The 19,090-nt window shown below is 64.6% G+C and carries 20 protein-coding genes; 11 read left to right on the top strand and 9 right to left on the bottom strand.

Translation table 11 applies throughout. The features are described from left to right. Positions 1 to 22 precede the first annotated feature (22 nt). Positions 23 to 382, top strand: coding sequence for a hypothetical protein (locus IAE24_RS21085; RefSeq protein ID WP_013802908.1), 360 nt, complete (start codon positions 23 to 25; stop codon positions 380 to 382). On the opposite strand, the gene IAE24_RS21080 is transcribed toward IAE24_RS21085, so the two are convergent. Continuing rightward, positions 375 to 1,928 carry an MFS transporter gene (locus IAE24_RS21080; RefSeq protein ID WP_199961106.1) on the bottom strand — a complete coding sequence of 518 codons (1,554 nt, stop codon included), beginning with the start codon at positions 1,926 to 1,928 and terminating at the stop codon, positions 375 to 377. The genes IAE24_RS21085 and IAE24_RS21080 overlap by 8 nt on opposite strands. Positions 1,929 to 2,067: 139 nt before the next feature. Here IAE24_RS21080 and IAE24_RS21075 point away from each other — a divergent pair, with 139 nt between their 5' ends. Then, positions 2,068 to 2,955, top strand: a complete 888-nt coding sequence (locus IAE24_RS21075; RefSeq protein WP_199961135.1) for a LysR family transcriptional regulator — start codon at positions 2,068 to 2,070, stop codon at positions 2,953 to 2,955. 19 nt (positions 2,956 to 2,974) lie between these two features. Here the strand turns inward: IAE24_RS21075 and IAE24_RS21070 are convergent, their stop codons facing one another. Then, the gene (locus IAE24_RS21070; protein WP_199961107.1) at positions 2,975 to 3,475 is read right to left on the bottom strand and encodes a DUF2938 domain-containing protein; all 501 of its coding nucleotides are present in this window, start codon (positions 3,473 to 3,475) and stop codon (positions 2,975 to 2,977) included. A 114-nt stretch (positions 3,476 to 3,589) separates the two neighbouring features. On the opposite strand from IAE24_RS21070, the gene IAE24_RS21065 reads away from it, so the two are divergent. Beyond that, positions 3,590 to 4,261 carry an ArsR/SmtB family transcription factor gene (locus IAE24_RS21065; RefSeq protein ID WP_199961108.1) on the top strand — a complete coding sequence of 224 codons (672 nt, stop codon included), beginning with the start codon at positions 3,590 to 3,592 and terminating at the stop codon, positions 4,259 to 4,261. Here the strand turns inward: IAE24_RS21065 and IAE24_RS21060 are convergent. The 3 genes from IAE24_RS21060 to IAE24_RS21050 form a co-directional block, all read right to left on the bottom strand. After that, positions 4,258 to 4,839 (bottom strand): TetR/AcrR family transcriptional regulator, encoded by a 582-nt coding sequence (locus tag IAE24_RS21060; RefSeq protein WP_199961109.1) that lies wholly within the window; start codon positions 4,837 to 4,839, stop codon positions 4,258 to 4,260. The two genes, IAE24_RS21065 and IAE24_RS21060, sit on opposite strands and share 4 nt — an antisense overlap. After that, the gene (locus tag IAE24_RS21055; protein WP_199961110.1) at positions 4,832 to 5,431 is read right to left on the bottom strand and encodes a dihydrofolate reductase family protein; all 600 of its coding nucleotides are present in this window, start codon (positions 5,429 to 5,431) and stop codon (positions 4,832 to 4,834) included. Before IAE24_RS21055 ends, IAE24_RS21060 begins: the two co-directional genes overlap by 8 nt. Before the next feature lie 74 nt (positions 5,432 to 5,505). Beyond that, positions 5,506 to 6,357, bottom strand: coding sequence for an EamA family transporter (locus IAE24_RS21050; RefSeq protein WP_199961136.1), 852 nt, complete (start codon positions 6,355 to 6,357; stop codon positions 5,506 to 5,508). 109 nt (positions 6,358 to 6,466) lie between these two features. Between IAE24_RS21050 and IAE24_RS21045 the strand changes: the two genes are divergently transcribed. The 5 genes from IAE24_RS21045 (at position 6,467) to IAE24_RS21025 (ending at position 11,029) form a co-directional block, all read left to right on the top strand. Continuing rightward, positions 6,467 to 7,009: a MarR family winged helix-turn-helix transcriptional regulator gene (locus IAE24_RS21045; protein WP_063326454.1), complete on the top strand. Its 543-nt coding sequence runs from the start codon at positions 6,467 to 6,469 to the stop codon at positions 7,007 to 7,009. Between the two features lie 97 nt (positions 7,010 to 7,106). Continuing rightward, the gene (locus tag IAE24_RS21040; RefSeq protein ID WP_199961111.1) at positions 7,107 to 7,322 is read left to right on the top strand and encodes a hypothetical protein; all 216 of its coding nucleotides are present in this window, start codon (positions 7,107 to 7,109) and stop codon (positions 7,320 to 7,322) included. A 378-nt stretch (positions 7,323 to 7,700) separates the two neighbouring features. Next, positions 7,701 to 8,192 (top strand): response regulator transcription factor, encoded by a 492-nt coding sequence (locus IAE24_RS21035; protein WP_180317386.1) that lies wholly within the window; start codon positions 7,701 to 7,703, stop codon positions 8,190 to 8,192. 449 nt (positions 8,193 to 8,641) lie between these two features. Beyond that, on the top strand, positions 8,642 to 9,955 hold the full coding sequence (locus tag IAE24_RS21030) for a hypothetical protein (protein WP_199961112.1): 1,314 nt from the start codon (positions 8,642 to 8,644) through the stop codon (positions 9,953 to 9,955). Positions 9,956 to 10,018: 63 nt separating this feature from the next. Further along, positions 10,019 to 11,029: a hypothetical protein gene (locus IAE24_RS21025; RefSeq protein WP_071955205.1), complete on the top strand. Its 1,011-nt coding sequence runs from the start codon at positions 10,019 to 10,021 to the stop codon at positions 11,027 to 11,029. Positions 11,030 to 11,085: 56 nt separating this feature from the next. On the opposite strand, the gene IAE24_RS21020 is transcribed toward IAE24_RS21025, so the two are convergent. The 4 genes from IAE24_RS21020 to gstA all read right to left on the bottom strand — a co-directional run bounded on the left by IAE24_RS21020 (position 11,086) and on the right by gstA (position 16,075). After that, entirely contained in the window at positions 11,086 to 13,560 is a 2,475-nt protein-coding gene (locus IAE24_RS21020) for a TonB-dependent siderophore receptor (RefSeq protein WP_199961113.1), read from the bottom strand. A 102-nt stretch (positions 13,561 to 13,662) separates the two neighbouring features. Further along, positions 13,663 to 14,712, bottom strand: coding sequence for a FecR family protein (locus tag IAE24_RS21015; RefSeq protein WP_233626248.1), 1,050 nt, complete (start codon positions 14,710 to 14,712; stop codon positions 13,663 to 13,665). Then, positions 14,702 to 15,238, bottom strand: coding sequence for a sigma-70 family RNA polymerase sigma factor (locus IAE24_RS21010; protein WP_043824270.1), 537 nt, complete (start codon positions 15,236 to 15,238; stop codon positions 14,702 to 14,704). The genes IAE24_RS21015 and IAE24_RS21010 overlap by 11 nt, the downstream gene beginning before the upstream one ends. 204 nt (positions 15,239 to 15,442) lie before the next feature. Continuing rightward, on the bottom strand, positions 15,443 to 16,075 hold the full coding sequence (gstA, locus tag IAE24_RS21005; RefSeq protein ID WP_199961114.1) for a glutathione transferase GstA: 633 nt from the start codon (positions 16,073 to 16,075) through the stop codon (positions 15,443 to 15,445). A 150-nt stretch (positions 16,076 to 16,225) separates the two neighbouring features. Here gstA and IAE24_RS21000 point away from each other — a divergent pair, with 150 nt between their 5' ends. From IAE24_RS21000 to IAE24_RS20990, 3 genes are all read left to right on the top strand, one after another. Continuing rightward, positions 16,226 to 16,549 carry a winged helix-turn-helix transcriptional regulator gene (locus tag IAE24_RS21000; RefSeq protein ID WP_065345876.1) on the top strand — a complete coding sequence of 108 codons (324 nt, stop codon included), beginning with the start codon at positions 16,226 to 16,228 and terminating at the stop codon, positions 16,547 to 16,549. An 81-nt stretch (positions 16,550 to 16,630) separates the two neighbouring features. Continuing rightward, a complete protein-coding gene (locus IAE24_RS20995; RefSeq protein WP_199961115.1) occupies positions 16,631 to 17,611 on the top strand; it encodes an AraC family transcriptional regulator in 981 nt (326 codons plus the stop codon). Between the two features lie 372 nt (positions 17,612 to 17,983). Continuing rightward, positions 17,984 to 18,811, top strand: coding sequence for a hypothetical protein (locus tag IAE24_RS20990; RefSeq protein ID WP_199961116.1), 828 nt, complete (start codon positions 17,984 to 17,986; stop codon positions 18,809 to 18,811). Positions 18,812 to 19,090 lie beyond the last annotated feature (279 nt).

Here is a 19,090-nt window from a genome sequence, read left to right as displayed (position 1 = left end):
CGATCGCTGAAAGGGGCGCGGCATGCAGTATTCATTCGATCAGCTTCTGGACATGCTGCTGTCCCTGCTGGAGGCTGCGCCCGCCTGTTCCTCGCGCGAACAGTCCTTCGAGCAGCTGCGCACGCTGTGGCTTCAGACCCACAGCTATTTCGCGGCCCCCGAGACCGAGCTGCGCCGCATCGGTACACGCCGGCTGGAAGACTTTCACGGCTGGAAGGACCTGGACAAAGACCCCTGCTACCTGGACCACGATCCCGGCAACGGCAGCGCCCTGCGCATCTACCTGCACCGCGATGGTGGCATGGTGATACAGCGCCTGCAGGGCGATGGCCGGCAGATCCTGTTCTCGCGCCTGGGCGTGCAGTTGCAGCCTGCTAGCTGAGCCTGCGCCCGGCCTGCGGGGCCAATTGCTCCGGGGAAGACACGGCCCGGCCCTTGCGCTCCAGCAGCCACAGAACGGCCAGCGCCGTGACCACCGCCAGCCCCGCCAGCAGCAGCAACAGATCGTGGAAGGCCGCGCCGTACACCTGCGCAAGCAAGCCGTCCTGCCCCGGCAGCGCCTGGGCGGCGCGCGCCAGATCGGCCTGGGCCAGTTGCCCGGCCATCTCGCGCCGCAGGTCCGCATCGGGCGACAGCCCGCCAAGCTGCCCCTCCACCAGCACCGCCAGCACGGCGCCCGCCACGGCCAGGGCCACGCCGTCCGCCGAGATGCGCACGGTGTTGAAGATGCCCGTGGCCATGCCCACGCGGTCTGGCGCCACGGTGCTCACGGCCAGCCCGTCCATCAGGCCCCAGGGCAGGCCAATGCCGGTGCCTATCAGCAGCAAGGGCAGCGCCAACGCCGGACCGGCGCCCTGCCCGAAGGCAGCCGCCAGCCACCACAGGCCTGCCGCGGCCAGCAGCAGACCGGCCGCCGACAGCCGGCCCGGGCTGATCCAGCGCGACAGCAGGCCCACCAGCAGGGCCGCCAGCAGCGGCACCACCAGCAAGGGCGCCGCCAGCCAGCCCATCATGCGGCCCGCCGCCAGCGGGCTGAGGCCCTCCACGCCGATGAAGCGCCCGGGCAGCATGACCACCAGAGAGATGAACAGAAACGCCGGAGACGCCGCCAGCAACTGCACGCCCAGAAAGCGCGGCTGCGAGAACAGCGATAGATCCAGCAACGGACGGGCCACGCGCCGCTGCACCGCCACGAAGACCACGAACAGCAAGGCGGACAGCGCCAGCGGCCCCAGCACCTCGGCATGGAGCCAGCCGCGCTCGGGCACCATCAGCACGCCGTAGGTGAAGCCGCCCAGGGCCAGGGTGAACAGGGCTGCGCCCAGCCAGTCGGGCCGGTCGGCAGACACGGCTTCATCGCGCCGCGCGCTGGCCATCACCATGGGCAGGCCCAGCAGCGCCACCAGCCCCGTCCCATGGAACACCCAGCGCCAGCCCAGGCTGTCCACCATCAGGCCCGACACCCAGGGGCCGAAGGCCAGGCCCAGGCCAAAGGTCGTGCCCAGCAGGCTGAAGGCCCGCATGCGCGCCGCGCCCTCGAACAGCGGCGCCAGGGAGGACATGGCCGCCGCAAAGGCCACTGCCCCGCCCAGCCCCTGCAGCAGGCGCAGCCCATCGGCCCAGCGCAGATCGGTTGCCAGGCCCACGCCAAAGCTCAGCAGGCCGAACCAGACCAGCCCCAACAGCCACAGGCGGCGCCGGCCATGGATGTCGGTCAGGCTGCCGGCCACCATCATGGCGCTGCCGTAGCTCAGGATGTAGGCATTCATGATCCAGCCCAGCTGGGAGGGCGTGCCGCCCAGCTCGGCATGGATGGAAGGCAGGGCCACGGCCGGGCCCGTGAAGCTCAGGGGAATCAGCAGCCCCGTCAGGCAGACGGCCAGCAGTTGCAGCCATTTGAGGGGGCTGCCGCGAGAGAGGGAAGACATGGTTTGTGCGCCATTTCAAGAAACGACCGCCAGCGTAGGCCCGTCTTCATCTGAGACAATCCATCTTTATTTCCGAACACTTGAGACACCTGAGTCTCAAATCATCTCCTTCACACACCTCTTCACACAGCACATGGAAATAGACAGCCTGGGCAGCATCGGCCTCTTTGTGCGCGTGGCCGAGCGGCTGGGCTTCTCTGCCGTGGCGCGCGAACTGGGGCTGTCGCCCTCGACCGTGGGCAAGGCCGTGGCGCGGCTGGAGGAGCGCCTGGGCGTGCGCCTGTTCAACCGCAGCACGCGCACGTTGGCACTGACGGCCGAGGGCGAACGCTTTCTGGAGCGCTGCCGGCGCATCCTCTGCGAGGTCGAGGCCGCGCAGCAGGAACTGCGCCATGCGGGCGAGCGGCCCCAGGGCCGGCTCAAGGTCAGCCTGCCACGCCACTGCGGTTTGTTCGAGCAGGCGCTCTCGGACTTCCTGCTGGAGTACCCCGAGGTCGAACTGGACCTGAATTTCTCGGACCATCTGGTCGATGTGATCGGCGACGGCTTTGACGTGGCCATACGTGCCGCGCCGCTGCAGGACTCGGGCCTCAAGCAACGGCGGCTGGGCGGCTTCCGGCGCGTGCTGGTGGGCTCGCCCGCCTATTTCCAGCGCCATGGCAGGCCGGCGCAACCTGCCGACCTGGCCCGCCACCAATGCCTGCACTACCGCTATCCGGCCACCGGCCGGCTGGAGCGCTGGCCCTTGGGAAACGACGACGACACCGCCCCGCCCGCGCTGCCCTCCAGCGTGGTCTGCAACAGCGTGGAGATGCGCATCTTCCTGGCGCTGCGCGGCCAGGGCATTGCCTGCCTGCCGGACTTCACCGTGGCCCGCCAGCTGGAGCAGGGCCTGCTGCAGACCGTGCTCGACCCGTTCACCGCCAACGCCCAGGGCACGGTCTGGATGGTCTGGCCCCCGGGCCGCGACCTCTCGCCCAAGGTCAGGGCCTTTCTCGAATTCATGGCGCACAGGCTGTTTGCCTGAACCGGGTCAGCGCATCCGCTCAGCCCCTCAGTTGCGAGACGGCCCAGGCCGCGATGAACAGGCCCAGGCCGAACACCGTGTGCGCCATCAGGCTGCGCAGCCGCGCCACGGCGGGCTTGGGTGTCTTGCGGGCAAACAGCCCCGCCCCCATGCACGGCTGCAGCGCCAGAAAGGGTGCGGCCACGGTGAACACGCCCCAGGCCAGGGCCGGCCACAGCGTGGGCGCCCGGGCCCAGCCCTCACCCGCCAGGGCCAGCAGGGCTGCCGCAAAGGCCACGCCGATCGCATAGTGCGCCACCCAGCCCAGGGCCTTCTCACCCGCCACCGGCGCGGACCGGCCGATACCGGCATGCACCAGCCGGCCGCGCGGCAGATGGCCCAGCCAGCGGCCCACCATGGCGTAGTCCAGCGAAGGCACGCCCCACAGACGCTGCAGCACCAGCGCCCACACATCCATCACCAAGGTCGCGCCTGCGCCCGTCAGCACGGCGCGCAGCAGGAATTCCGGCACATCCAGCATGTCTCTTCACTCTCTTGCAGGTTTGCAGCGGCCTCCTTGGATGCCACCGCATGCACAATGAACAATACATTCAATTAATTGATTGAATGTTTGCGCGATGCTAGGCTATCCCCCATGAATCCGTCAAGCAGCCCTGTACCGATCGAGGCCTTCCCCGACTTGGCCGACCTGGCGCGCACCCTGGGTCATGCCCACCGCCTCACCTTGCTGAGCCATGCGGCCGAAGGCGAGCAGCCCGTGGAGCGCCTGGCCGAGCTGTGCGGGCTGTCCGTGGCCAACACCTCCCAGCACCTGCAGCACCTCAAGCGCGCGGGCATGGTGCTCACACGGCGCGAGGGCAAGCATGTGCTGTACCGGCTGGGTGACGGGCCCATCACCGGCATCATCGATGCGCTGCACGACTATCTGCGATTCCGCCACGCCGAGATCCGCGCCGTGGTCTCCGACAGCCTGCGCCAGCGTGACCGCCTGCAAGCCGTTGCGCTGGACGAGCTGCTGCAGCGCATGCAGATGGACGACACCATCGTGCTGGACGTGCGTCCTCCAGCGGAATTCGCCCAGGGCCACCTGCCCGGGGCCGTCAACATTCCCCTGGAAGCGCTGGAAGGCGAGCTGGACGCGCTGCCGCCCGACAAGGACATCGTGGCCTATTGCGGGGGCCAGTACTGCGTACTCTCGGCCAATGCCGTCACGGCGCTGCGCGCCAGTGGCCGGGAGGCGCGGCGCTTCGAGGCGGGCTTCACCGGCTGGCAGCAGGCCGGCCTGCGCGTGGAGGCCGGCGCCTAGCGCAGCAGCCGCGCCAGCCCCTGCTCGAACCGGCCATGCAAGGCCTTCGCACCCTCGCCCGACAGGGCCAGCGCCAGCGCATGGCCATGGGTGTAATCGATCAGCAAGTCCAGCAGCACGGCGGCATCGTCATCGCTGGGCTCGCACTGCTGCACCTCGCCGCGCAGCCGCTGCGTGAAGGCGGCCAGCGAATCGGTGAACAGGGCCGGGTCGCCCAGAATGCACACCGTCAGCGCCGGATGGCGGCGCACGCGCTCCATGTAGCCCGCCAGCAGCGCCTGCACTCGCTGCGCCGGCGCAAGCCCGGGCTGCGGTTCGGCCAGCGGCTGGCCATGCACGCGCTCCACCAGGCTGCGCATCAATTCCTGCTGGTCACCCACATGGTGGATCACCGACATGGGCGTAATGCCCAGCTGCCGCGCCAGCGGCCGCAGGCCAAAGCCCTGCGCGCCCACGGCCTCCAGCAAGGCCAGCCCGGCATCCAGCACCTGATCGCGGCTGAGCGAGCGCCCGGCCGAGGGGCGCCCGCGCCGTGCAGCCTGTGCAGTCGGTACAGCCAGTACAGCCTGCTCACTCATCGCCGCCCCCGTTGCGCACCATGACCCGGCCGCCCGCCTCCACGCGGTAGCGCGTGCTGACCATGCCGCTGGGATAGGCCTGGGAGGCCAGGCACGTCAACCGCAGATCGCAGCCGATATCACCAAACAGCGGCCGCCCCGCGCCGATCAGCACGGGCACGCGGGTGATGGTCATCTCGCCCACCTCACCCGCCGCCAGGAAGGCGCGGATCACGGCTCCGCCGTCGATATAGGCGCTGCTCCAGCCCTCGGCCCGCAGCTCGGCCACCAATTGGGCAGGCTGGGCGGACGTGATGCGCAACTTGCCGCGCAGGTGCACAGGCACATCGCCCGCGCCCAGCGTGCGGCTCATCACCACCACGGGCTTGTCGAACGGCCAGGATTCGAAGCCGAGCACGCTTTCATAGGTGGAGCGGCCCATGACGATGCCGTCCACCGTCTTCATGAAGGCCGCGTAGCCGTAGTCCTCGCCGCCATCGCCCCCGGCCGGCAGCCAGTCCAACGAACCATCGGGCCGGGCAATGAAACCATCCACCGAAGTGGCGATGAAGACCTTGCCGAATGCATTGCTGAGGGCTTTTGCGGGTGCCATGGCGATCTCTCCATCCAATTAAACATACACCGTATGATAAATAATCCGCAGCCCCTTGCCAACCGTTCCCATGCTCAGGCGCCGCGCGAAGCAGACCACTGCACCGCCAGCACGCTGGCCAGCACCACCAGCAGGCCCAGGAAGGACATGCCCGTCATGGACTGCGACAGCAGCACCCAGCCCAGGACCACGGCGGTGAGCGGGCTCAACAGGCCCAATGACGACACGGCCACCGACGGCAGGCGCCCGATGCCGCGAAACCACAGCACATAGGCCAGCAGCGCGCCGGCAAGACACAGGTAGGCATAGGCGCCCAGCTCGGTGAGCGACAGCGCGGGCAACGGCGCATCCACCCACCAGGCCAGCGGCAGCAGCATCAGCCCGCCAAACAGCAGTTGCCAGCCCGTCAGCGCCAGCACCGGCAAGTCCACGCGCCAGCGCCGCGTGAGCCAGGTGCCGGCCGCCATGCACACCGCACCCGCCAATGCCGCCGCCATGCCCACGGGCTCGAACACCGTCTGCGGCGACAGCAGCAGCACTGCCATGCCCGCAATGCCGGCCACGGCGGCCCACAGCGTCAGCCGCGCGGGGACCCGCCCGTCCACGCCCCAGGCCAGCGCCATCACCAGCAGGGGCTGCACGGCACCCAGCACGGCCGCCAGCCCGCCCGGCAGCCGGTAGGCCGCCACAAACAACAGCGCCTGGAACACGCCGATGTTCAGCGCGCCCAGCACCAGCAGCCGCCACCAGCCCGAGCCCACGGGCAGCCGCCGCGTGAACAGCACCAGCAGCAGCCCGGCCGGCAGCACGCGGATCAGCGCAGCCGTGAACGGACGGTCTGGCGGCAGCAGCTCGGAAGTGACGATGTAGGTGGAGCCCCAGATGGCGGGCGCCAGCGCGGTCAGCAGGATGTCGCGCCAGGCCATGGCGAGGCTGGCCGAGGGTGCGGAAGAAGAGGATGGCGAGGAGGACATGGCATTTATCTTTAATTCAAGACAAATCCATTATGCACGACTTATCTTAAAATCAAGACAAATGCCGAAACCCACCCTCCCCCGCCTGCCCGACCGGGTAGACACCATCCTCGAACAATGGGCGCGCGAACGCCCCGACCTGGACGCCAGCCCCATGGGCCCCATAGGCCGCATCAAGCGCTGCGCCGCCCTGCTGGAGCAGCGGCTGGAAGAGTGCTTTGCGCGCTTCGGCATGACCATGTGGGAATTCGACGTGCTGGCCACGCTGCGCCGCTCGGGCGCGCCCTTCTGCCTCACGCCCACGGCCCTGTTTTCCACGCTCATGGTCACCTCGGGCACCATGACCCACCGCATGAAAAGCCTGGAGACGCGCGGCCTGGTGCAGCGCCTGCCCAACCCGCAGGACGCGCGCAGCATGCTGGTGCAGCTCACCGACCAGGGGCTGGAGCTGATAGACCGCGCCGTGGAAGCGCACCTGGACAACGAGCGCGCCATGCTGGCGCCCATGCCCGTTGCCGAACTGGCCGCGCTGGACCAGCGGCTATCCCTGCTGCTGCGCGTGCTGGAGGGCGGGCCTGACGAGGGCACCCGCCCTGCCCCCTGAACTGGCGTATATCCAGGTCGTTGGGACTGGCGACGGTCGTGGTGCTCACGCCCTTCGTCATGACCCGGGAACGCTTTTGGCAAAAGAGGTGCTTCCCTTGAAGCACATCGCAGGTGCCCAGCCGCTTCTCGATACGCCATGGCAGGAATTGCTTACCCGCATGTCTCAAGACCTGCGCAACAGCCCGCATCCTGGACTCGGCTGGGCAATGCCAGAAAATCCTGATCACGCAAGCGCGATCCACAGAAGACCATTGGCTTTCCCACAATCTCCTGCAAAAACCTTGGTGTCGAATTTTTGTAGCCAGATGTAATGATTTCACCAAAGATTTCCACTAAGATGTCCATTCCAACGGTGAAATGGCGATAACAGATTCTCAAACGACTTTGATACTCCCTCAACGCACCACACCATCCTGATAATGGTTTACTAATCTCCCGCCTTGGATACAAAAGGCTGCCACAGGCTGAATGCGCGCGATTTTCAATCGTCCAATGTTCAGGATTTTTCCGGCTGATCCTTTACCGCACAATTTTCACACGAATGGCATGACGTCAGTTTACTCAGGCGGTAAACAGGCGGTTTAGCGAGTTATTCAATCTTTCAAACGGCACTGTGCAAAGCAGTCTCGCCGAGGCTTCGGCGTGGAATGGCCCTATGGCATCGGCACATAAAAAATGGGAGACATACCATGGATAGATCGGAAATAGTTTTAGCAAATAGCGAATGCCATCTCGATGCTGCGCATCCAACAGCAGATGAAGTCATCGCGTCTGCGCTCACCGCGCGCGAAATCGATGTACTCGAAGCGATGGCCAAAGGCCTCGGCTGCAAGGACATTGCGCACACGCTGGGCATCAGCGAACACACGGTACGCAAGCACCGCAGCAATATGTGTACGCGGCTGGGCCTGCGCAATGCGGTAGAACTCGTCACGCACGCCAGGCGGCACGGCTGGTTGAGCGCTGCCCGCTCACCGCTCCCTCTGTCTCCCCGCGAGCAGGAAGTGATGGTGCACGTGCTGGCGGGCCAGACCAGCAAGGAGATCGCACGTTCGCTTTACCTCAGCGACTTGACCGTGCGCAAGCATCGCGAAAACATTCTGCGCAAACTGGGCCTGACAAGCACCGCCCAGTTGCAGACATTTGCGCCAACGGCAACTCGCAATGGCGGCAGCATCTGATATCCAAGCCAGCGTGCATCGCCTGTCCGTACTCACCGAATACGACATTGGAAGTATTCCATCCTCCTGATGCAATTGGGCATGATGAGTCCAACGAATACTTATGACGGCTTCAGCAGGCGCCAGTGCATTCCAGGTTTGCGCGGTTGATATGGAATATCCGCGCGAGCCTTGAAAGGCTGCAAAGGCTCATATCCCTTCACCTCTTCGCCTCTACGGTCAGCGTCCGTCGGGGCATCTTCCCGGCGCCCACGTGTCGGATTCCTGCACGCAACTCAAAGGAGTATCCCGCCATGAACCACTCTTCGCGGTCACCACCTGAGACTTCTCCCAAGCACCCCATGCCTTAGGCCCAATACCGGGCAATCATTCTCATTGGCAAAGAAAAGCGTTCATGACTTCAAACCTCATGTCGCTCCCTATTCATTCAATTTCAGGAATTGCACGCCATGTCAGATCAAGCCATGTTCAGCCAGTTGTACAACGCCCTTATCGATAATCTCGGCACCCCGAATTTCCAGTTGCTTGGCACCCCCAAGGACTTCAGCTGGGGCACGGCTCCAACCGGGCAATGGGACGCGGCGGCCTATCAGGTCGTCAGCGGCATGCCGCAGTGGTCTGCGATCGGTCAGTACGGCAGCCTCGATGCAACGCTCTTCGACGCCGTTCGCCAGATCTTCGGTCACGTGACATTCAAGGTCAGCCCCGAGCAGCAGGCCGATCAGACAGCGCTGGCCAACCTGTGCGTCCAGAAAAGCAATGCGATCGTCAAGGCCAACAGCGACATGAACCAGGTCTACCTGAGTGCAAAGCAGAACGGCGGCTTGATATTCGCGGCCCGCTACCCTGACATCAGCACGTGGATCAACAACGCGCCGGAGGCTGCTGCCTACATTACGACCATCCAGGCGGCCACCAACGCCTACAACCAGGCGGTCAAGATGAAGATGGAGCTGGAGCGGGCCAGCATGCCCAGCGATCTGCAGCGCGCCATCGACATGATGCAGACGCCGTCGGGCGACCCCGCCACGAACAACGCACCGGCAGGCTGGACCAAGGTGCCGGATGGCGCGGGCATCCTGCGCTGGCAGCCGGACTTCCACATCGACACGAACGGCGCGGACTGGCGCGCATCGCTCAGCAATGGCAGCGCAGGCGCGTTCTCGATCGCGATGAAATCTTCGCAATCGAGCAGCGACTTCAAGTCCTCGTTTGCCAAGGGCTCGACCAGCGTTGGCAACTTCTTCTGGAGCGTCAACGCATCGGGCGGCTGGAGCAAGTCCGACCTGTTCAACCAGGACTCGAGCTCGGCAGTGAAGATCAGCTGCGAGTCCTCCACGCGCGTGAAGGTGAATCCGGGCGACTGGTACCCGGGCGGCTTCATGAGCGAACTGGCCAAGGCACAGCAGGGGCCGAACGGCCAGGGCTACACCATCGTCGCCCCGTGGGTGGCCAACGGTGGCCCGGGGTCGAGCTCCCTGTTCGGCCCGAACGGCATCGTCGCGGCACGGGTGTCCGAGCTGCTGGTCGTCTACAAGCCTTCGTTCGAGATCACGATGAGCGCCAACACCTACCAGCAGAACAAGCAGGCCTTCGAGGCCAGCGCGGGTGTGCGCATCGGACCCTTCACCTTCGGTGGCACGGGCGGTCACCAGTCCGAGTACACCAAGAGCACCGCACAGGCCAACACCTTCAAGGGAAGCAGCACCTCGGTGAACCCGCAAATCATCGGCGTGATCGTCGACTTCCCGGGCATCCACTGACCTGAAGACCAGCGGGTGGGCGGGACTGGCGGGGCCCACCCCCGTCAACCGGAGACAGCGTTCATGAACGTGATCCATCAGTTCCTCGGCGGTCTGGCTGATCTGGTGCCTCCGCCCCCAAGGGCCCCAAGCGTATCGAGCGGGCCGAAAACCGGCATGGTGTTCAAGCGCTCGGCATCCATTTCGGCGCCGCTGGTGCGGGGGCAGATGCTGATGCCGGTGACCGCGTGGAACTGGCCGGATCCAGTGACCGGCACCATGGCCGACGCGCAGTTCCTCTTTGCAGATACGGTGCCCCAGTCCGCTGCCAATGGCGCGCTGTACCAAGCGTCGGGGCGCAGCTTTTCGCAGGGATACAAGACCTTTCTGCAGGTACTCGAAGCCTGCAAATTTCCCTATCAGTCGATGCTTGCAGGCGCCATGCAGAAGATGGCGGCACCTCCAGGCGACCCTGCCTACTCGCCCACTCCGGTGGGATGGACCAAGGTGTACGAGACCGGCTACCTCCAGTGGAAACCTATCTGGACACTGCCCAAGAGTTCGTCGGAGTGGAGCGCAGCAGTGGCTGTCGGAACGATCGCAAACCCCGGCACCTTGCGCTTGAATCTCAACGACACATCCGGCGCAGGGCCGCAGGCTCCGGCTTCCCTGCAGGCCCTGGACGCTTCCGGCCGCGTCCTTGCGCTACCCGCCGCTTCGCTGGAGACGGTGACGATCACCTCTGAATGCTGGGACCAGGTGCCGATCTACCCCGGCAGCTGGTACGACGCCTCGATGGTGGCGCTGGGTCGCGGCCTGGTGCCGGATGCAGGCGTATTCTTCGGGCCTGGCGGACTGATGGCGTGCCGTGTGTCAACTTTCTACGTCGCGTTGAAACCCCGCTTCGACTTCACTGCCGCAGCGCCGATACCCGCCTCGCTGCGCCAGACGCTGGATGAAGCTGACACCGTGCAGGCCATGGGTGTGACGGTTCAGCGAGCAAGCGGAGACGGGCAGCCAAACCAGGCCTTGCGCCTCGTGAACACCGACCCTGCACCCGTCATCGTGGCCGTGAGCCTTGAAACCTTGGCGTGATTCGTCACATCCACCGTCACGTCCACCGTCATGTCCACCGTCACCCCAGCCCCCGCCTACCAGCGGTAGGTGGCCGTGGCCACTGCCTGCCGCAGCTCGCCGTAGCGGCAGCTGCCTGCGCTGCAGTTGCTCAGATAGGCCTTGTTGCCCAGGTTGCGCAGGTTCAGCGCCAGGCTCCAGCGCTGCAGGTCGTAGGCGACCAGGGCATCCACCACCGTGTACGAAGGCAGCGGGGCCGCTGCCGACTCCTGGTAGCCGCGGTTGGAGCCCATGTAGCGCGCTCCAATCCCCACCCGCAGGCCGGTTGCAAAGCGGTAGTCGGCCCATACCGACAGCTGGTTGCGCGACACCGCCTGCATCTGCTTGCCAACCTCCGAAGGCGTGCTGCTGGCCGTGACGATGGCCTTGGGCGTATAGGTATAGGCCGCGATCACGTTCAGGTTCTTCAGCGGCTGGAACGCGGCCTCCAGCTCCAGCCCGCGCACCGCAATCTCGCCGGTCTGCCGGGGCAGGAACTCCGGCGTGTAGGTGATGTAGTTCCTGCGGCGCAGATCGAAGATGGCGGCGCTGTAGCGCCCTTTTCCATCTGTCGGCACATAGCGCACGCCGGCCTCGTACTGGCGCCCGGTTTCGGGCTTGAGCGGCGTATTGGTCTCCGGGTCCATGGTCACCGTGGGCGAGAACGACTCGGAATAGCTCACATAGGGCGCCCAGCCGCTGGGGTGCAGATAGACCAGTCCCGCGCGGCTGGTGAACTTGTGGTCGTTGATGCGCGTGCGGCTGCCGTCGATATGGCTGCTCACCGTGGCCGAGGCGCTGTCGTACCGGCCCCCCACCGTGGCCACCCAGTCGCCCCACTTGATCTGGTCCTGCAGGTAGATGCCCGTCTGTGTCAGCCGCGTGCGGGCGTCGAACCAGGGATCACCGGGCACCACATCGTTCGTATACACCGGCGCATAGCCGTCGATGCCCGACACCGTGCCCGCGTTGTAGGTGCGCTGGTCATTGCGCGAGCCCTGGTAGTCCAGCCCCGCCAGAAACGTGTGCTGCCAATCGCCCAGCCGCAGCTTGGCCTGGGCCTGGTTGTCTATGGTCAGCAGCCGCGCCCGCTCCTTGCTGCCGAACGGAAAGCGGTTGAGCCGCCGGAAATTGGCCGGGTCCAGCGGATCGGCAGGGTTGACGGTGGCGAAATCGCTCTGGTTGTAGACCTGCTGGTAGTCCACCTTGATGGCGCCGTAGCGCGCGTTCTGGCGCAGCGTCCAGGTGTCGTTCAGGCGGTGCTCGAACAGATAGCCCAGCATCCACTGGTCCTGATTGAAATGGTCGAATCCCGGCTCGCCCACATAGGTGCCCGGCGAGAACTTGCCGTTGGGATTGGGCAGCAGCGTGCCCACCTCGGGAAAGCTGCCGTAGGAGCTGCCATCGCGTATGCGCAGATAGTGCGCCAGCACGGTCAGCGAGGTATCGGTGGAGGGCTTCCACGTCAGCGAAGGCGCCAGGTACACCCGGTCATTGAGCAGGCCGCTGGCCTGCAGCTCGGCATCGCGCACCATGCCGGTCACGCGGTACTGCAGCGTGCCCTGCGCATCCAGCGCCCCCGCAAAATCCCCGCCCACCTGGCGCCGCCCATGGTTACCCACCTGCACCTGCAGCTCACGCAGCGGCTCGCCTGTGGGCCGCTTGCTGACCACGTTGACCATGCCGCCCGGCCCCGTCTGCCCATACAGCACCGAGGATGGGCCGCGCAGCACCTCGATGCGCTCCGTGCCGTAGTTCTCCGTCTGCCACACGGCCCAGCCGTTGTTGTTGCGCAGCGGCAGGCCGTCCAGGTAGTAGCCGGGCGTCTGCGCATCAAAGCCGCGGATGATGGTCCAGTCAAAGCGCGAATCCGCACCCCAGGGCGACACATTGATGCCCGGCGTATAGGCCAGCGCATCCTTGAGCCGCAGCGCCCCGCTGGCGTTGATGAAATCCGAAGTCACCACCGAGATCGACTGCGGCGTCTCCTCCAGCGGCGTATCGGACTTGGTGGCCGTGGCGCTGCGCCGCGCCACATAGCCGGGCACCGGCCCCGTGGCCGTCTCGGCATCCACCGCCCCGCTCACGGTCACCGTGGGCAGGCGCGGAACCTCCCTGGCTGCCGGAGACACTGCCTCAGGCGCGGGCTGCGGTGCGGCCCGCAGCACATAGCCGCCGGGCGTCCTCGCCAGCACATAGCCGCTGCCGCGCAGCAGTACGCCAAAGCCTTCTTCCACGCCATGGCGGCCCTGCAGCCCGGGGGAGCGCAGGCCGCGCAACTGATTGGCATCGATGGCAATGGCCACGCCCGCCTGCAGCGCAAAGCGGTTGAGCACATCGGCCAGCGGGCCGGCAGGTACGTCATAGGCAATGGGCTGCGCGGGGGCCTGCGCGACCGCGGCCCCCGTTCCCGTGGCAGCCAGCGCCGCCACCGCAGCGGCGATGGCGATCCTGGCGAACCGCCCGGGCAGCGACGGGGGGCGGCTGCGGCCTGCGTTGGTCGGCAATGGCATGGCAGAGGATTCCTTCCTTGGTTCGTTGGTGTCTTCCAGGGCTTGACGCACGAACTGCGGAAAGGCGAACCGGATCGGCAAAAAAATTTTGAAATCGTCCCCTCAGGGCCCGGGCGCATCCACCAGTACCAGCCAAGGCGTGAGCTTGCGAATGCGCAGCTCGGGAAAACTGCTCAGCAGCAGCTGCAGCGCGCGGTCCGTATCGTCAAGCGGCAGCACGGCGCTCACGCGCAGGTGGTGGATCTGTGCGCTGTCATAGCGGATATGGCCGGGCCGGTGGCGGGCCAGCGCATCCAGCACCTCGGCCAGGGGCTGGTCGCTCACCACCAGCTGGTGCTGGCGCCAGGCATCCGCCAGGCCCCGGGCGTCCATGGCCTGCACGGGCCCCAGGCCGTGGTCCGTGATGCGCACGCGCTGGCCGGCATCCACCGTGGCGGAGTCCTGGCCGCCCGCAGCGGCCTGCGCCGCCACGCGCGACTCCAGCACGCTCAACACCGTGGCATCGGCCTGCCGGTCCACCACAAAGCGCGTGCCCAGCGCACGCAGGCTGCCCTGCGCCGTCTCCACCACAAAGGGGCGTGATGCATCACGGGCCACATCGACCAGAATCTCGCCCTGCACCAGCTCCACCGTGCGGCGCCGCTCGTCATAACGCAGGTTCACCGCGCTGCCACTGGCCAGGGTGATGCGCGTGCCATCCGCCAGCGCCCGGGTCTGCCACTGGCCTGTGGCCGTGCGCAGGTCCGCCATCAGATAGCCCGGTGGCCAGGCCTGCAATGCCACCCAGGCCGGCAAGGCCAGCACGGCAGCCAGCATCAGGGCTGCACCGGCACGCCGCGTGCGCCGAGCCCGGCGTGTCTGCCCATCCTGCTTTCTTCCAGCACTGCCCGACGCATCCAGCGCCGCACGGGCTGGCCGGCTGCCGGCCGGGCCGCTGCGCGCAGCCTGCAGGCGGTCCAGAAACTGCTCCATGTCCAGGGCGGCGGCCGCATGGCGCGGGTCGGCACGCTTCCATGCTTCAAAGCCCGCGCGGGCCGTGGCGCATTCGGCCTCGTCATCGCCCGTCAGCGCCACAAGCCACTGCGCCGCCTGCTCGGCAAGGGCATCGTCATCCGGCCCTGTGCCGGACATGCGCTCCGCTCTACCGGACATGCTCGGCCACGGCAGGGCAATGGGCGCGGCAGTGCAGCAGCGCCTGCACCAGGTACTTCTGCACCATGCGCGTGGAAACACCCAGGCCCTGTGCAATCTCGGCCTGCGGCTGCTCGTCCAGGTAGTGGCGCAGAAACGCCTCGCGCGGGCGCTCGGCCAGCCCCTCCAGCGCAGCGCCAATCTGCTCCAGCGCCTGCACCGCCATCAGGATTTCTTCGGGCGCCGGATAGCCGGGCAGGCTTTGCGCCACCAGCGCCAGCTCATCCAGATAGGCCTGCGCCATGGCCTGGCGCCGCGCCCGGTCCACCAGCAGCCGCCTGGCCGTGGTCGTCAGGTAGGCGCGTGGCTCCGCCATGCCCAGCAACGCATCGCGCGACGCCAGGATGCGCACAAAGGTGTCATGCGCCACATCGGCCGCATCAAACGCATTGCCCACCCTGCGCCGCAGCCAGCCGCGCAACCAGCCATGGTGGTCGGCATAAAGGGCAGCCATGCGTTGCTGCAGCGCAGATTCGGTGGAAGACACGGTTTCTTCTGCGCTGCGCCCGGGGCAAGGCGGCAGCCGCAGCGGCGGAATTGAGAATGAAACGCATTCTATCGAGACGGAACGCATGCGTATCAGTCTGCGGCGTGGCCACAACGGGCGCGGTGGCAGGCATGGACCGGCGGGCAACGGTGCGGCGGATACGGCCAAGCCAGTCCAGCGCACCGCCATGTGCCCTGCCCCACCCTATCGCAGACCTTCCGCCTGCAGTGACTGGCGCACGGCAGGCCGCTCCCGCATCCGCGCGTACCAGGCTGCAAGATGCTCCAGGCCATCAAAGCGAATGCTCGTCTTGTAGACCGACTCCAGCCAAGGCGCCTGCCCCCACTGCGTGAGCGCGTACAGATAGGCATCGGCCACGGTGAAGCCATCGCCCATCAGGTAGCGCTTGCCGGCCAGTTGCGCGTTCACCCAGGCATACCGCTGCTCCAGCTTGGGCATGGCCGTCTCCACGCCGTACTTTCCCGCCAGCACGGCATACAGCAGCGGGATGAAGCCCTTGTGGATCTCCGAGTTCAGAAAGGCCAGCCACTCCAGCAGCCGATAGCGCTCCAGGCTGCCCTGGACTGGCACCAGAAGCGACGCAGGCTGCAGGTCCGCCAGGTACTGCAGGACGGCGGGCCCTTCCCGCAGCAGGCTGCCGTCGTCCAACTCCAGCAGGGGGACATAGCCGAACGGGCTGAGCGCACGGAAGTCCCTGCCGTCTTCCGTCTGGTGGGTCTTGTGGTCCACCCGGACCAGTTGGAAATCAAGCCCCAGCTCGTTCAGGACAATGTGCGGCGCCAGCGAACAGGCGCCCGGCAGGTAATACAGCTTCATGGAATTTCTCTGGTGATGGAACAAGGGGCCTGCGCGTTCAGGCACAGCCCCTGGCCAATGTCATGCACCAGGGATAAATCTGGAAGAAGGCAATAAAACTGCCCATAGGTTAAAAAAATATACCTGCCGTCTGCCTATGATGAATGTGCTATGAAATCCAACATCTCCGGCTGCTCCGTGGAAGAAGCCATGCGCCTGCTGGGCGGCCGCTGGAGGCTACTCATCGCCTCCTACCTCATCGACGGCCCCCGCCGCTTCAACGACCTGCGCCGCGACATGCCCGGCATCTCCCAACGCTCCCTCACCCTGGACCTTCGCGCGCTGGAGGAAGCGGGCCTGGTCAAGCGCACGGTCTACCCCACTGCGCCGATCAAGGTGGAATACGAATTGACCCCGGATGGGGAACGGCTCAAGCCGGTGGTGGGGGTGATGAAGGAGTTTGGATTGTGGGTGAAGGGGAAGGCGCCGGCCTGACGAGAGCTGCGCCGGCTGGCTGTCTCCTGCTGACAGGCAGGCCCCACCGCCGCATGCACGGTGATTTGAAGAACAACGACCATGACGAACAAGCCTTCCGAGCAGGCATCCCGCGCCGAGTACGCGCGACGGATCAATCGCGTGCTCAACTACATCGATGCCCACCTGGATCAGCCTCTGGATGGTGCGCATCTGGCCGACATCGCCAATTTCTCGCGCTTCCACTTTCACCGAATTTTCGCGGCATGGATGGGAGAAACGCTGGGCAGCTATGCTCAGCGCCGACGGCTCGAGAAGGCGGCGTTCCGGCTGTCCTGCGGCAGCAAGGAAACCGTGCTTGAAACCGCCTTGGCCACCGGCTTCCAATCGGGCGAAGCATTTGCGCGTGCCTTCAAGCTCAAGTTTGGCTGCACGCCATCGGCCTGGCGCTCCACCACGCTTGAGCGGCTGAAAACCCAGGCGGCCGCCATCGGGCAGCCGCCAGGCAGCCAGGAGAGCAATCCTGATCAGGTCTTCGGCAATCTCCATCAGGAAGACCCCCGCGCGTTCGGCGAACCTCAGGGCTCTTGTCACCTGAAGGAAGAAATCGCCATGGAAGTCCGCATCATTGATCTGCCCAAAGCACATGTCGCCTATCAACGCTTGATCGGCCCCTATGGGCCAGCCATAGGCCAATTCTGGCGAGGCACCATTGCGCCGTGGATGCACTCCAATGGCCTCAGCGATCAAACGTGCTACGGCATAGGCTATGACGACCCCTCTCTCACACCCCCCAGCAAGTGCCGCTATGACGCCTGCGTGGAAGTCCCCGCGCATTTCGTCGCCAGCGGCCAGGTGGATACCCAATCCCTGCCGGGCGGCCGCTACGCCGTGGCAAGGTTCAAAGGAAAACCCGAGGGCTTGGCCAACGCCTGGATGTGGCTGACGCGCGAATGGATGCCGTCCAGCGGAATGCAATGCGACGACCGGCCTTGCTTTGAGATGTTTTCTGCGGCCACCGCCATGGATGCCGACACAGGCGAGTTCTGCTGCGACATCTGCATTCCGGTGCGGGCGCTGTAAAGCGACTCAAGCCGGTTGAGGTTTGACGAATGTGTTGGGTTGGGCGGTTGAATTTACTACCTGCGGCAGCCGTTCGACCTTTGCCGTCAGGTGTCGGCTTTGCAGCAGTAGCGGTCATCCAGACTTGGCCGCCGAGCGCGCACTATCGGCCATGAGCGGTCATTCCATCACGGATCTTCAACGATTCATATCAAGCATCAAGCTCAAGATTTCTAATCTTTACTTTAAATGGTTTCGTGTGATTGCTCACTCTGAGTGTTACATGTAGATTCATCCTTGCAACAAGAGCGACTGATATTTCACCGGTCGCCTAAGTCTATTTAGGCCTCACAAGCCGATCGTCTCAATCATCCAGCCTAGCAAAAATAATCCATGGCAATCTCTGAAACCGTTCTGGAAATGCACTACCACAAGCCGTTGATGGATCTGATCCGCAACACATACGGAGTCGGTCCTAACGGAAAGTTCAACTTCTTCAAGTACAGCCCTCAGAGGGAGGTGTTCTTGGGCTTCGATCAGGCATATGCAATGACAGAGATTTCAGATCAAGACTTCTTTGATCAACTCAAGGATAGTGCGATGAAAAATGGATACAAGCTGAAGCAAACCTTCGTCGCGTACTTCCTGCAATTCAAAGTGGTTTCCGAACTCCATAAAAAACAAAAAAAGAACCCCCCTCAGATCACAAGTAAACCCTATTACCGCGCCAATCTTGATACGACAAAAAACGACAACACTGGCTTCTCTCAGCACGAGTTGCTATACAAACTTAGTCAGAACAATGGCGCAATGGTGTACTATGCATGTCCAATGCTCTTTGACAAATCTGTATTGTACGAGGTAAACGTAAGCCTAGAATCCCTTCGCTTGGTGGACTTCTCGTCTTGTCCTTCAGATTTTTCGGACAACAGCAAACATTACATCTACTTTGACCAGATGCAAGGAGATCCGATTTGGTGCAGTGAGCCTGTGCTCGGAGAAGCAATTACAGCGAAGGAATTCGCAAGCCTAGTCGTTACCCGTCTACGCCAGGGATCATCTGAGGAGATGGCAGCTCAAGTTATGGGACTATTGAACACTATCAAAAACGAGTTTACGAAGCATTTAGAACAGAAGCCTTATCAGGAGCCTCCGGGAGATGGACTAGAGCTATTCGCTAATGCACTGACTATCGTTCGATTTGATGAGGTTGTTAATTAATTTTAATAATACTTCGTCAAACGATAGGTTTTGCGCCAGTCGTTTTGCTGTCAGCTTTTGGTCGTCCAGCGACAGTCACCGACCGGCGGCTCCAGGCTGTGAATCCACCCTGTCATTCTGCCGTTCAGGTGTTGGCCTGCGAATGACTTAGATCAGCCTGAGGCTATCGTTTGGAAGTCGGCAGTGGCCGACTGCTCCTAGTCGCGATCTCCAGGTCGCCCGGTACCAGCTAGCCGCCGTTCAGCGCGGCCGAACCAAGCTTGCGCCCGTGCGGCCCTC

Origin of the sequence: Delftia sp. S65, from assembly GCF_016516495.1 — a bacterium.
In the GTDB taxonomy this organism is placed as follows: Bacteria; Pseudomonadota; Gammaproteobacteria; order Burkholderiales; family Burkholderiaceae_C; genus Comamonas; species Comamonas acidovorans.
Note: the sequence above shows the minus strand (reverse complement) of the source record. Positions and strands in the feature narration are given on the sequence as shown.

Excerpts from the sequence above, each read along its gene's own strand:
- IAE24_RS20990 (WP_199961116.1), top strand. The coding sequence starts at position 17,984 with ATGGCAATCTCTGAAACCGTTCTGGAAATGCACTACCACAAGCCGTTG.
- gstA (WP_199961114.1), bottom strand. The coding sequence starts at position 16,075 with ATGAAGCTGTATTACCTGCCGGGCGCCTGTTCGCTGGCGCCGCACATT.
- IAE24_RS21050 (WP_199961136.1), bottom strand. The coding sequence starts at position 6,357 with ATGGCCTGGCGCGACATCCTGCTGACCGCGCTGGCGCCCGCCATCTGG.
- IAE24_RS21035 (WP_180317386.1), top strand. The coding sequence starts at position 7,701 with ATGGATAGATCGGAAATAGTTTTAGCAAATAGCGAATGCCATCTCGAT.
- IAE24_RS21055 (WP_199961110.1), bottom strand. The coding sequence starts at position 5,431 with ATGGCACCCGCAAAAGCCCTCAGCAATGCATTCGGCAAGGTCTTCATC.
- IAE24_RS21020 (WP_199961113.1), bottom strand. The coding sequence starts at position 13,560 with ATGCCATTGCCGACCAACGCAGGCCGCAGCCGCCCCCCGTCGCTGCCC.
- IAE24_RS21065 (WP_199961108.1), top strand. The coding sequence starts at position 3,590 with ATGAATCCGTCAAGCAGCCCTGTACCGATCGAGGCCTTCCCCGACTTG.
- IAE24_RS20995 (WP_199961115.1), top strand. The coding sequence starts at position 16,631 with ATGACGAACAAGCCTTCCGAGCAGGCATCCCGCGCCGAGTACGCGCGA.
- IAE24_RS21080 (WP_199961106.1), bottom strand. The coding sequence starts at position 1,928 with ATGTCTTCCCTCTCTCGCGGCAGCCCCCTCAAATGGCTGCAACTGCTG.
- IAE24_RS21060 (WP_199961109.1), bottom strand. The coding sequence starts at position 4,839 with ATGAGTGAGCAGGCTGTACTGGCTGTACCGACTGCACAGGCTGCACGG.
- IAE24_RS21030 (WP_199961112.1), top strand. The coding sequence starts at position 8,642 with ATGTCAGATCAAGCCATGTTCAGCCAGTTGTACAACGCCCTTATCGAT.
- IAE24_RS21000 (WP_065345876.1), top strand. The coding sequence starts at position 16,226 with ATGAAATCCAACATCTCCGGCTGCTCCGTGGAAGAAGCCATGCGCCTG.
- IAE24_RS21070 (WP_199961107.1), bottom strand. The coding sequence starts at position 3,475 with ATGCTGGATGTGCCGGAATTCCTGCTGCGCGCCGTGCTGACGGGCGCA.
- IAE24_RS21025 (WP_071955205.1), top strand. The coding sequence starts at position 10,019 with ATGAACGTGATCCATCAGTTCCTCGGCGGTCTGGCTGATCTGGTGCCT.
- IAE24_RS21015 (WP_233626248.1), bottom strand. The coding sequence starts at position 14,712 with ATGTCCGGTAGAGCGGAGCGCATGTCCGGCACAGGGCCGGATGACGAT.
- IAE24_RS21085 (WP_013802908.1), top strand. The coding sequence starts at position 23 with ATGCAGTATTCATTCGATCAGCTTCTGGACATGCTGCTGTCCCTGCTG.
- IAE24_RS21045 (WP_063326454.1), top strand. The coding sequence starts at position 6,467 with ATGCCGAAACCCACCCTCCCCCGCCTGCCCGACCGGGTAGACACCATC.